Source organism: Jejuia pallidilutea, from assembly GCF_002973595.1.
In the GTDB taxonomy this organism is placed as follows: Bacteria; Bacteroidota; Bacteroidia; order Flavobacteriales; family Flavobacteriaceae; genus Jejuia; species Jejuia pallidilutea.
Genome location: NZ_PVEO01000002.1, coordinates 166,444 through 179,512 on the forward strand (window position 1 = coordinate 166,444; position 13,069 = coordinate 179,512).

The following is a 13,069-nucleotide window of genomic DNA, read 5'->3' on the forward strand; positions in this document are numbered from 1 at the left end:
TTTATTCAAGTTTGTTTTTTATTTAAAGGCTATTCCCATAAGTGTCTAACCATTTTATAGCTGCTTTATAATCTGGGTAAAAACTACGTAACAATACCCAAAATTTTATTTTATGGTGTTTCACCAATGTATGTACTAACTCATGAATGATTAAGTAATCTATAACAAATTTAGGTGCTTTAATCAATCTCCAGTTGTATGATATATTATTATCAGTTGAACAGTTGCCCCACTTCTTTTTAGGGCTTCTTATGTAAATATCGTTGTAAGAAAAACCAAACCTATCAGCTAACTCCTCTGTACGTGCTACTAAATATTTACGAGCCTGTTTCTTATACCACTGGTCTTGTGTTTTTTTATCTAATAAATCTTTCTTACTTCTGATAGTGAAAAACTGATGGTCTATAATGCTTTTATACTCATAAGTATCATCATAAAAATAGCTATACCTTTGTCCAAAAAGTAATAGTTGATTACGTTGTAATTTTATTTTGGACTTTTTAGCAAAGAACTTTTGATTTTTCTCTATCCAATATTTACGCTTTTCTAATAGCTCACTTATTGAATCTTCTGGAAATGTCAATGGGACTATTAACCTAACAGACTGATCTTCGTTAACCTTAAGCCTAGCATGCTTTACATCTTTACGTATTATATTTACTTGATTTGTAGTCATTAATCAATCTTATAGTTTTTAACGACTATTTTCATTATTTGAGCAATTAGCTCTTCTTCTTCATCAATTCCTAAATGCATATACTTGTTTTGTGAGGCAAAAATTTCTACCCCAACTGTTAAGCGTTGTATTTCATTAGGTATGTCTTGCCAACCTATAAATAACTTAGGTTTAATGGCTACTTCATATAATTCATTTGCAAATTCTTTACATAATTTCTCATCAAAACGGTCTTTGAAGTGATTTTGTAATAATGTAAATATCTCAAAGCGACCTTTATCTTCAAACCCCATTTTTTGTGGTAAAGTAGCTATATCGTCTAATTCTGAATATAAGGCACTTAATTTATCTATTAAATCTTCTATAGCTTCATTTTCATTCTTTTTAGACTCAATTAAGGCATCTAATCTTTCTTGAAAAGCAATGTAAATTGGGCTACCAGACTCATTAACCCTAATTACGGTTTCAATATCCCTAATGATTTTTTCAGCTTTATCATGAGGGTTTAGTTTACTATCTTTTAATTTATCTAAATAGTTTGAATCTATATTTATTGCTGGTAGATGTCCTTTAAAATCTAATAGCTTAGATGACTCTTCAATTAATTTTCTAGTTTTTTGAGCATAAATTTCAGCATCAAAATCTATACGTCTAAATTCTTCTAAGTAAATTTCATAAATAGCATTTAACCATAAGTATTTATCTCTTGAAGATTTCAGAGATGGATGTGGTGAGATGGCTTCCCACAATTGTAATACTTCCTTATATTCTTGCTCAAATTTACCTTGGTCTAAAGTGCTTAATACTCTTGTGATTTCTATAGCACATTCATAAGTATCCTCTAATTTGATATGAGCAAAAGATTTCATAACATCATCTAAAACTTTAGGAAACTGCTCTGCTAAAGTATCTACATCTTCAAACTCTCCAATATCTTCAGGGTCATAATTTAAGGCTTCGGTATAATTAGTAAATACACCTACATAATCTACAATACGACCAAATTCTTTTGATAAGCCAGTAATTTTATTGTCATAAGGTCTGTTGGTTCTTGCTACCGCTTGTAATAAATTATGATCTCGGATTGGACTATCTAAATACATTGTTTGCTCAATAGGTGCATCAAAACCTGTTAAAAGCATATTGCAAACAATTAGTATTTTAAGATTATTTCCTTTTTCTAATTCCTCCTTTGTGATTGGCTTTTTAAAATTTTTAATAAGCCTTTTGCGCTCTTTATCTTCTTTGTAATGTGGCTCGAAGAGTTGGTATTTTTCATCATCTTCATAGTGTCCTGTTGAGAATATTACAGCCACTTCTGATGGGTCAAAATATCCCATTAATGTATCATAATACTTAACACATGCTTCTTTATCACATGCTACAATTTGAGCTTTAAAACCTTGCGGCTCTACGGTTTCCCTGAAGTCTTTTGCTATATCTTCAGCTAATACATCTACACGTTCAGGATGTTTTAAAAAGACTTTCCAAGGTTGTACTTTTCGTTCTACTAATTTCTTTTCGTCTTCAGTTAAATCAGCAGTTATCTCTTCGTAACCTTTTTTTAATTTTTCTTTATCTAAAAACCATTCTTGTGGACCAAATGTGTAACGTATTTTTTTTGTAGCTCCATCATCAATAGCATCTTTAATACCATATTTATCCAAGTAATATTCATGTCCTTCTTCTTTCTTTATCCCAAATTCTTTATGTGTTTTTGGAATTGGTGTTCCTGTAAATGCAAAGCGTCTTGCATTTGGTAAAGCATTTTGCAGTTCGATTTGAAAATCTCCATATTGTGTTCTGTGAGCTTCATCAATAAGAATGATCACATTGTCTCTTACATCTTTTGCTTCTCCTAACTCTCTAAATTTTTGAATGGTAGTTATATATACACCTGAAGGTGCTTTTTCTATAATGTATTTTAAATCTCCAATGTTATTAACTGGTCTTGCATTAGGAAACTCGCAATCATCAAAAGTACCTCCTATTTGTTCTCTTAAATCTTTACGGTCAACTACTATATAAATTGTTGGGTCTTTTAGTTTTTCTTCTTGTGTTAGCTTTTGTGCTGTATAAAGCATTGTTAAACTTTTACCAGAACCTTGTGTGTGCCATATAACACCTTGTTTTAAATCGGTATCTCTAACTCTTTCAACAATTTTATTGGCTGCACGTAGCTGTTGGTAACGAGCTACTTTTTTAATAACTTTTGATTCATTACGTTCAAAAACAATAAAGTTTTTAAGTATATCTAAAACTCTTGCTGGTTGTAACAGTCCAATAATTCCTAATTTCATTTTTTCTAAAACTTCACCGTTTGGTAAAGTTTGCACCTTAAAATGAAAGTATCCATCGTCTTTTTTCTCTACTTCACATAAATCATTTTTAGAGTCTAAAATGGGATTTGTTGATGACGTGTCTATCACAGTATTTTTCCATTCACCAAAGTATGATTGAGATGCACCAGGTACACCAAACTTTGTTATACGACCATTACAAGCCACTCCAAAACAATGGCACATAAATAATTTTTCTGCACGTTGGTGATATGTAGAAAACTGTTTTACACCTTCAACCCAATTTGTACCTTTTCTTGCTCTTTGTTTTGCTTCTATAGGAATTAAAGGCAAACCATTTACCAAAAGCATTATATCTGTTTTAACCATTTTATACCCTTGTACCCAATATTGATTGGTTACTATAAAATCGTTTTTCCAAATATTTTTAAAATCTATAATTGCAATTTCTATATCATCACCTTCATAAGCTATTGTAGATGTTTTGGCTATACGGTTTAAAAATTGTTCATTTCCTAATATAGGGCTAGGATTGTTCAAAATATGCAATAATTGATCTATTGCAATTTGAGCAACGTCTTTAGAAACATTATTTATTTTTTGAACTTTATTGAGTAAAATATCTTCTATAACAGGCACAGAAAATGGACGATTATATTTTTTAAGTTGACTATTAGGTATGTATTGCCAACCCATTTTAGAAAGCCATTCTATGACTGGCTTTTCTGCACCTTTAAATTCTGATAATTTACCCATGTTGATTACATTTTAGTTTGATTTAATAGCTTTTCTACTTCTTTTACATTAACCCTTTTTTTACCTGTAAGCAATTGTTGCATTAGAGATTTTTTAAGTCTTTCTAAAGATTTTATTTTTCTGTTTTTTGACACAATGTTATCCCATAAAACATCAAGTTTTTCTTTGATTTTAATTTGTTCATTCTCAGGCGGAATTGGTAAAAGAACTTTTGAGAGGTTAGGCTTAGATATTCCATAAACTTTAATCCCTGTTGCCAGTCTTTTAATATTAATTGATACTTTGTAAGTTTCAAAAACATAACTAGCAAAACCTAAAATAAAGTCTCCTGCAATAGGTCTTAAATGTAGTGTGTGTAAACTCGCAATAATTTTTTTTTGGTTTGTATTAATCACTTCAATACATTTACCAACACCATCCCAGTCTTCTGAAGCATCGGCAACTATAATGTCACCTTCTTTTATGTATGTAAATTTTTTGGATAGTGCTTCAGGTATTTTAGGTAATTTATCATCATTTAAATCTAATATCCTGTTTAGACTCGTATGAATATCACCATAATGTATATGATATACATCGCCTTTTTCGATTTCTTTTGAACGAGAATAAGAAGCTGTTGGGTAAAAATCAAAGCATTTTTTTACTTTTTTCAATTGCCATTCCAAAGGAACTTTACCAAATTTTTCATCTATATAAAACTCATCTTCTTTACGCCAAGTACCATCAGGTTTTAATTTACCTGTCAGCAAGTTTTGTATTAAGGCTTTTTTTAGATTTTCGGTTGCATTTATACTTTCTTTTGCTAGTTGTATTGATTCATCTACTTTTGTTAAGATACCTGAAATAGCTTTTTGTTCTTTGACATCATTAGGTATTTTAATTTTAATTTTTTTTATTCTTGGTGCTGGTAATTGTGGGACGCCTGTACTTTCAATTGCAAATTTTAATATATGGTTGATGTAAAACGTAATGAATTTGCAATCAACTTCATTTTTAGGAATCAAAACTAACAATCTAACTATTGCATCAAAAGGTGTGTCTCTATATTCAGCATGACCTAAATCTCCTCTTCCTGTTATCGTTATACTTCCTCCGTTAAATCTTGGCTTTGATGTGTAGCCATAAAGCCCTTTTTCACTTAAAGAATTTGAGTATATTGGAAAAGGTGTTTCTTCGGAATATTTTTTTGAAAAAAACTTTTTCTGTAAATCACCAGCAACTTTTACATCAAATAAATCACCTAATTTAATTTTAGATAATGAACTCATATTTTCAGGCTATTTAAAACTTTGTTTATAGTATTTTCTACTAATGATTCTTTTGATATGATATTCTTGTAATTATCTATAGCTTCATTTAAATCAATTTCTTCTTCAGGCTCAAAGGTGTCAACATATCTAGGAATATTAAGGTTAAACTCATTATCTTCTAACTCTTCCTTATCTACAATAGAAAAATAACGCTTACGTAATTCTGGGTCTTTTAGCATAGTCATTAACTCCTGCTTTACATCTAAAATACCCTTACGTTCTTTTTCTGCTAACTTATTTGCTATATCAATAGCTTCTTGTTTTTTTGTTTCTAATTCTGCAACTGCTTTTTTAGCTTTCTCAATAGTATTTAGTTGTGTTTTAGACAACTTTTTACCTTGTGTTTCAATAGCTTGCATTTTTTCTTGTACAGCAATTAGTTTTTCTTTTAAACGAAGAATATCTTCATTAAATTCTAAGTCAATTTCAGCCAACTTAAAATCTAAATCCTCTTGTATGATATTATATAAGCGTTCTTTTTGTTCTGCAATCCATTTCTCTGCAATTTTTATATCTCCCCAACTTTCTAGAATTGTAGAAATACGCAACATATCATGAGGTTGTAGGATATTCATATTAGGCTCTTCTAAAGCCCAACCTTCTTTGGCGGCATAAATCATTAACACCTTGTCTTTACGATGCTCTGGTTTGTATTTATTGATAAATAAAATAGAACCTGGTATGGTTGTACCATAAAATAAATTACCAGGTAAAACAACAATAGCATCTATAATGTTGACGTTAGAAGTAAACTCACCATTTTCATCTACTGGACCTTGTAGTAAACCTCTACGAATAAGGTACTCATCATCTGCTTTACGGTTTTGCCCATCTTCTTCTTTTGTTTTTTCTGGCTGACCTCTAAACAACACTCCTTGAGGGCAAACTATACCAGCTTTACCATCTGGCTTTAAAGAAGCTACAATATGTTGAATAAAGGCAAAATCACCATTTGAAAATGGCGGTAAACCATAATTAAATCTATCGTAAGGATCATTAAAATCTTCCTTACCTGTATATTCTAATTGAGGTGAGCCATCTTTTTTATTTTTAACTTTTCCTTTTTTATCTTTTTTTGGCGAACCATTTTTCCACCAATTTTCTTGTGAAAATGGAAAATTAGCCATTACGAGGTCAAACTTCTTTATTTCAAGTTCATTATCCTCTTCAGTAAATTTTGGATCTTTAATGGTATCTCCTTTTTCAATTTTTCCATCCATACCATGAAGAATCATGTTAATACGAGCAATTGCCCACGTATTCCAAGTATCTTCTTGTCCATAAAGTCTAACAGCTTTTGGATTACCATAATTGACTTTACAATATTTTGCAGCATTTATTAAGAAACCACCAGAACCACATGTTGGGTCATATACTTCATCTCCTTTCTTAGGTTTTAGATAACGGACTATAATATCCACAACTTCTTGAGGTGTATAAAATTGCCCAGCAGTTGTTCCTCCTTTATTTTCGTCAGCAAACCGTTTTATTAAATACTCATAAGCATCACCCAATACATCTACAGAAGCATTTTTATTACTTAAATCTACAGCATCTAAATAGTTGATTAATGAAGATACAACTTCAGGGTGTAGTTTTTTTCCACCAGAACCATCAGGTGCGGGTTCATTCCAACGTACCGTATTAATTACACCTTTTAAAACAGGATTAGCATCTGCAATTGCATTTACAGACTTATGCAATTTATCATTCTTTTTATCTAATGGTGCTTTTCTAACATCGTCCCAAAAATGTCCATCAGGAATAATAAAGTCATGAGCTTTATCAAGTATTTTTTGAATTTGTTTTGCATTTAATGTACCATAAAGTTCTTCTGCTTCAGCTACTTTTGTCTTTGACTCCCAATTGTAATTATCGGATAATCTTTTAAAAAATAATAGTGTTAATATGTATGCTTTATAATCTTCTACCTTACCTCTTAATATGTCCGCCATACCAAAGAGCGTATTTCCTAATGCTTGTTTAGTGATCAATTTATTCTAATAATTTTTGAATTGGTTAGATTTTATTTGGTTGAAGTAATTCTCTGGCTTCAACTTTTAATATTTCAGCTATTTCATAGAGGACTTCCAAACTTGGTTGTGTTCTATTTTGGGCATAAGCATTAACTGTATTAAAACTTTTTCCGAGTTTATCAGCTAGCCAAACTTGCTTTATACCTTTTTCTTCTAAAACTTCCTTTGTGCGATTCATTGTAAATGAAATTGAGTGATAAATATAATGTTTACTTTGTAGAAATACACAGTTTTGCTTTGTGTTTTTAATAACTATAAAAAGAAACCCAGTTTCTACTTAAAGAAACTGGGAATCCTGATCAACTCAAGAACCAATAGTAGGAATTTGAATCTCCATTAACAGTATCGGCTAATCCATTTACAAATTGAAATGCATTTAAGTTCCGATTTAAGAATGTATCGATATAACTAGACTTAACAGCTCCTGTAAATAAATTATAAAGTTTCCACAAGTCTATGCTACCATCTTTATTTCTGCAAAAATTAACATCGTTATAATAATCCTTTGCAATAGAACTAAACTGATTATCTGTCAATAGTAAACTTGGTAACTCTTGCTTTTCATTTTTCGGTAAATAGTTATAAAGTTTTGCTTTACCTATAAGTTGACCAAACTGTTTTTCACTTAAAGTAAATTGTGATAATCGCTCCATAGCATTTAGATGATAATCAGCATCATAATTGGAAACCAATTGTTCTACTTTTTCACCAAGCTCATTGGTACTCATAACTTTAATTTCGTCTTTATATCCATCTGTTGAAATATTTAAGTTTGTGCAAATTCGGTTTATCCAACCTATAAATACTTTAAAGCGTTGCACAGAATGATTACCTTGTAGATTATCCGTTGAATAAGACTTTACACCACCAACACACAATGAAACTTCATTTCCATTAATGATTTTGGTTTTTGATGGTATTTTAGAAACCCATGCAACACGCTCATAATAGATAGTTTTTTGATGGTCTTGTAATTCCTTTGTTGGAATATGCAAAGCATCAGGCGTTCTCCCTTTTACCATATGTGAAACCCTTAATTGAGGTCTATTTATTTCAACATTTCCTAAACTTGCAGAAACTGCATTAATTGCAGTTTCTACAAATTCGGTATGGCTTATTGCAACCTCGTTATTTTTAAAAACAGGCACAATGCAATCTTTTTTTAAGTGTTCCATTGTCACTTGCGTTGTATTAGCTTCTATAAATGGGTTAGGCTCTTTTCTCTCCTTTTCTGATAGTACTAGACGATTGTTTTGTAGTTGCTTAGTACTATCAGGAAAGAAAGTATTATTACTCCCTTGATTTTGCTTAACTTTTATTAATTCCATTGCTTGAGAAATTTGAAGGTTTAACTAAATTTTCTAATTGTTGTTTTTTACTTTGAAACTGACTATTTAATGTCTGCTGAAACTGTGGAAACTCCTTGTAGAGCTTCATTAACTCACTTATGGATAAACATTCATTAATCCTTGATTCAACTTCATTTTGGCTGATACTACCTTGGTTACACCAGTCCAAAAGCTGGCGACCTATTTTTGAGGTAATGACAAATTCACTTTTATTCATATATAGTCCCGTTCGGTCCTTTGAAGCTCTAACAAGGTGATTGTCATTTATTAACTCAAAGTTTAACGTCAGCTCGTACTCATAGCCGTCAGCCGTGATTTCTTTTGTACCATGTTTAACAACTTTTGATTTCCCATTACTACCAATATCTAATGAGTAATCAATTTTTCGTCGTGTAGTTGTAATAATATGGCATTTTGATTGTAGAATACTATCAATAAAGGCTTGATGTCTTTTTTTTACAGGCATCCAGTCCTGAAAACGACCACCGAGTTGTTCGTGAATTTGTAGGCAACCACCTGTTCCTGACCACTCAGGGCTGACGGAATCAATAATAATAACTTCCATACCTGCATCCTCGCAGACTTTGATAGCTTTAATATATCTTTCTGGACTAAATGGTGCTGATAAATCCAATGTATTATAGTTTCCTAGGTGACTGTAAAGTGATCCTGATGAGTTTTCACTGTCTATGAGAGCAATTTTACTCCAATCGTTTGTCATGCCATATGCTAGTAGTAATGCAGAATGGGTTTTACCAAACCCTGATGCACCAGAAATTCCAATTCTTAGCTTTACGCGTTCTCTCTGACTTTTCTTCAGTTCCATAATTTGTGTATTTAAAATGATTAATAATTGTTGTTTATGATTGTTCAGTTTTACCTGAATAAATTCCATGAAAAAAGGATGAACATTTTTAATATTCATCCTTTACATATTTTAAGAAGTTTCTTAACTAAAGGTCCAATAGTTTTTCGTTGGCATCATCAATAATGTCATTTTCAAACTCCTTTAGGTAGCTGTTAGTAACATCTAAATTTGCATGTCCCATGGATTCTGAAATTACATCTGTCCTAATGCCTTTATATTTCATTATTGTAGCATATGAGTGACGTGCAACATAACTGGTAATGTTTTTGTTAATACCTTGGATAGATGCAATCTCTTTAAGTTCTCGATTAAATACTTTAAGCATTTTATCTTTTCTATATTCAATTTGCATCGGTTCTAATCCAACTTTACCAAGTATAGGAAACACATAAGGTGTGTTTCTGTTTTGTACTTTATAATAATCCAAGATTTTCTGTACAGGTTCAAGTATTTTAATGATAAAAATCTTTCCTGTTTTAGAACGCTTATAATACACTTTTCCATCTTCAATATTCTTCCATTCTAGTTTCATCATATCTACATAATTAATACCTCGTAGATAGAAGCTAAATAAGAACATATACTTAGTATCCGTAAGATGAGGATGCTTATTTAGGTCAAGAGCTTCAAACTTTTTAAATTCTGAAACTGTTAATGCTCGTTTTACATTTTTACCTTTAAGTTTTGAAATTTTATAAACTCTAAATGGATAATTTTGAGCATTAGCTTCTCCCATTTTAATAGCATAATTGTATAATGCCCTAATGGTTCTCATTTTAAGAGAGATACCTCCATCTGTGTTTTTTCTATTTCTTAAATAAACCTCGTACTTGTCCAATAACTTAGGGGTAATATCCCTAAATAGAATATTCTTGTTTTTATTAAACTTGAAAAATGAATTTTTGACATCCTTATATGCACGTGCATTTCCTGTTTTATGTGATTTCCTGAGGTCGTTTATTCTTTCGTCCCAAAACTCTAATACAGTTGTAACATTTCCTTTCCTCTTATTTCTGAATTTATTCTCAAATTCGGATAAAGTAAAATCAATACCATTAACAGAAAATTCGTCAATGACTGCATAAGCACGTTCTTTAAACTTGTTAAGCAGTCGATTACGTTTTATATAATTTGGATGATTTCTTTTAAACTCATTGCCATCCCATTCATCTTTTGGACAGCTTAAATTCAAGCTAATACGCTTTACCTTACCATATTTAATAATTTGAAGGTAAATTGGATACTCTCCACTGGACAAGACTTTAGATTTTTGAATAACCTTTATACTTGCCATATTTTTTATATTTATTAAACATCCCCAAAACTGAGGCTGTTTTTTGTTGAAATTGCAGAAATTGCAACCTTATCCTAAAATTCTTTTATACTTACCATGTTTTAATTTACGGATAACTTTTTTCTTTCTCCATTGTTTTAATTTTTCATCCATGGTTCGCTCAGGAATACCAAATTTTTCTGCTTTCTCAATAGCTTCCTTTCTCATAAAAGTTTCATTCAAGGAAAACAGCAAATCATCTTCTTGCTGATTCAATAAGGTATCATTGAACTCGCTGAAAATTTGTAGTGCATGTCTCAAAAGATTCTTAGTCAATGAAGCCGCTATATCATAATCTACATTATTACAAATTATTTCTTGTGATAAATCAAGATTATCTTTATTGTAATTTCTGATAACGGTTAGTACCATAGCTATTCTAAATAAAATCAAGCCGTGTCTTCTAACATTAGAAATAAAATCTTCAGAATTATTTTCAAATACAGAATCTGAAATATGAGTCATTAGATTATTAAAATATTCTATTTGTTCAAGTGAAAACTTGAACTCAATTTCAGATGGGTTTTGGAATAGCTTTCCATATAGAGGATAGATACAGTCATTCCCTATAGATTCAAAATGTTTAGATATATCTTCACTATAACCAAATACATCTTTCCAACCTGAATAGTTTTTAAATTTAAAGTACATGAACCTACTAAAAAGTCCATTTTCTTTAGACTGAATTAGAGGTTTTACTTGGTCAGGTGTTCCACAAAGGACCATAGAAAGTCTAGGATTATCAATCTCTAAATTTAAGTTGTCTTTCTTACGTGTTATTGATAGTTTTTCGTGGTGAAATGCTTTACGCAAAACATCACTAAAATTTCCCCAGTCATTCGTCATAGCTCCTGTTATAGAATCAGCTTCAGACTCTAAAATAATACTCCCATAATGTGAGTCTGCTAACGATGAATATATTTGAGATGAACTTGTATTTCCTGCAATAATCTTGTACTTAATACCAGGACAATCGTCATTGTCAATGTCCTTGTTTTTTTTACAATCTTTTGCTTCTTTTTCACTATCATTTTTAATTTTTTCATGAATAGATTTTACAAGACCAATTGCATATTTTACAGCTCCTTTTCCTGATGCGGCTGGTGCAACAATAAAAAAGTATAGATTAGAGTAAACTTTGCTACCACCATATATACCATATACTTTAGGTAAACATCCACTTAAAACTCCTAAGCAAGACAGCAGAACAATATCTCGTTCTCTGTCTTTAAATAAATCAGTTAATTGTTTTAACGGTTCAGGTAGATTTTGATATACCTGTTCGTTTATTATCATATTATTATCCATTGTCTTTAATTTTTGGATATTGTCTTATTCTAAAAAACTCATTAAAATTCGGGCAATACTTTTCACCTTTCCAGTCTCTTAAATAGAAATGGTTATGATGATACCATGTACCGAATTGTTTAAAGAAAATAGGTGTTTGCGAATCTCTTAATTGATACAATAATGATAAGAACCAAGATAGCTCTGGCTTTCTGTAATTTCCATTAGTACCAGATTCACCACCAATTACAGCCCAATCAATTATATCAATCTCATCTTTTGAAAGAAATATTTCCCCTAATAAAGGTTCAAAAGAAACCCACCGTAACTCACATGGAACATCTTTAAGAGTATGAAGCCTATGAAGCTCATTCATGGATTCTATACTTACTCCAAGCCACACATTTGAGTAGTTTTTTTGACACCAATCTTTAGGTAAACATTCCTTGATTCGTTCAGGTCTTTTTGTCAAAATCTGAAAAGTATGATGCTGAGAGTTTTTGATTATTTCCCAGACTTGAGGTCTGACTTTATCAGCTTCTTGCAAAAAGAAATCTGACATTGAACATGTAAAAATCAGTTGTGATTTTTTTATTGATAGTGGTTTAAATAATTGAGAGGTATTTATAAAAACGTTTTTAGCATCTTGATTTTGATTTTCAAAATTTCGATACAAATAACAGAATTTACATCCTGCTGAAACTTTATGGCAACCCATCCATGGATTCCAAGTAAAGTTAGTCCATGAAATTGAGCTTTCTTTTTTAGCCATGATTACCACGCTTTAAAAAATTATCAACTTCATCTTCCAACTCATTAGTCCCAGACACTTCATTTCTAAGCATCCAATCATCTAAATCTGTACGCTTAAAATAGATGAGTTTGCCATTCGGCTTGTAATATGTGATTTCACCTTTAGAAGTCATTTTATATAAAAACGACTTGCTCACCTTGAGATAGCTCAATGCTTCCTCAAAGTTTAGAATATCCTTAATTACTAGGTTTTGTTTTTCTAGGATATTCTTTATTTCTATAAGAATTTCATTATTCATAATATACTTATTAGGAAGCCCATAAATTTGAAACCGCGGTATGGGATTCGATTATTATGATGCGAAATAACTATTTTATAGAAGGAAAGTTTGAAACAGTTA

The 13,069-nt window shown here is 30.9% G+C and carries 11 protein-coding genes; all 11 read right to left on the bottom strand.

Going from position 1 to position 13,069, the window contains the following annotated elements:
- Positions 1 to 22: 22 nt before the first annotated feature.
- The 11 genes from CLV33_RS04230 to CLV33_RS04280 all read right to left on the bottom strand — a co-directional run bounded on the left by CLV33_RS04230 (position 23) and on the right by CLV33_RS04280 (position 12,967).
- The gene (locus CLV33_RS04230; protein WP_105472851.1) at positions 23 to 676 is read right to left on the bottom strand and encodes a M48 family metallopeptidase; all 654 of its coding nucleotides are present in this window, start codon (positions 674 to 676) and stop codon (positions 23 to 25) included.
- The gene (locus CLV33_RS04235) at positions 676 to 3,732 is read right to left on the bottom strand and encodes a type I restriction endonuclease subunit R (protein WP_105472852.1); all 3,057 of its coding nucleotides are present in this window, start codon (positions 3,730 to 3,732) and stop codon (positions 676 to 678) included. The genes CLV33_RS04230 and CLV33_RS04235 overlap by 1 nt, the downstream gene beginning before the upstream one ends.
- A gap of 5 nt (positions 3,733 to 3,737) precedes the next feature.
- Positions 3,738 to 5,000 carry a restriction endonuclease subunit S gene (locus CLV33_RS04240; RefSeq protein ID WP_105472853.1) on the bottom strand — a complete coding sequence of 421 codons (1,263 nt, stop codon included), beginning with the start codon at positions 4,998 to 5,000 and terminating at the stop codon, positions 3,738 to 3,740.
- Positions 4,997 to 7,036 (bottom strand): N-6 DNA methylase, encoded by a 2,040-nt coding sequence (locus CLV33_RS04245; RefSeq protein ID WP_105472854.1) that lies wholly within the window; start codon positions 7,034 to 7,036, stop codon positions 4,997 to 4,999. The genes CLV33_RS04240 and CLV33_RS04245 overlap by 4 nt, the downstream gene beginning before the upstream one ends.
- Positions 7,037 to 7,061: 25 nt before the next feature.
- Positions 7,062 to 7,256 carry a helix-turn-helix transcriptional regulator gene (locus CLV33_RS04250; RefSeq protein ID WP_211297534.1) on the bottom strand — a complete coding sequence of 65 codons (195 nt, stop codon included), beginning with the start codon at positions 7,254 to 7,256 and terminating at the stop codon, positions 7,062 to 7,064.
- Between the two features lie 121 nt (positions 7,257 to 7,377).
- Positions 7,378 to 8,406 carry a DUF3871 family protein gene (locus CLV33_RS04255; protein WP_105472856.1) on the bottom strand — a complete coding sequence of 343 codons (1,029 nt, stop codon included), beginning with the start codon at positions 8,404 to 8,406 and terminating at the stop codon, positions 7,378 to 7,380.
- A complete protein-coding gene (locus tag CLV33_RS04260; RefSeq protein ID WP_244906380.1) occupies positions 8,387 to 9,352 on the bottom strand; it encodes an AAA family ATPase in 966 nt (321 codons plus the stop codon). Before CLV33_RS04260 ends, CLV33_RS04255 begins: the two co-directional genes overlap by 20 nt.
- Positions 9,353 to 9,380: 28 nt before the next feature.
- The gene (locus CLV33_RS04265) at positions 9,381 to 10,589 is read right to left on the bottom strand and encodes a site-specific integrase (protein ID WP_105472857.1); all 1,209 of its coding nucleotides are present in this window, start codon (positions 10,587 to 10,589) and stop codon (positions 9,381 to 9,383) included.
- 69 nt (positions 10,590 to 10,658) lie between these two features.
- Positions 10,659 to 11,936, bottom strand: coding sequence for a DUF3987 domain-containing protein (locus CLV33_RS04270; RefSeq protein ID WP_105472858.1), 1,278 nt, complete (start codon positions 11,934 to 11,936; stop codon positions 10,659 to 10,661).
- Positions 11,929 to 12,687, bottom strand: a complete 759-nt coding sequence (locus tag CLV33_RS04275; RefSeq protein WP_105472859.1) for a DUF5131 family protein — start codon at positions 12,685 to 12,687, stop codon at positions 11,929 to 11,931. Before CLV33_RS04275 ends, CLV33_RS04270 begins: the two co-directional genes overlap by 8 nt.
- A complete protein-coding gene (locus CLV33_RS04280; RefSeq protein ID WP_105472860.1) occupies positions 12,680 to 12,967 on the bottom strand; it encodes a helix-turn-helix domain-containing protein in 288 nt (95 codons plus the stop codon). Before CLV33_RS04280 ends, CLV33_RS04275 begins: the two co-directional genes overlap by 8 nt.
- Between the last annotated feature and the right edge of the window lie 102 nt (positions 12,968 to 13,069).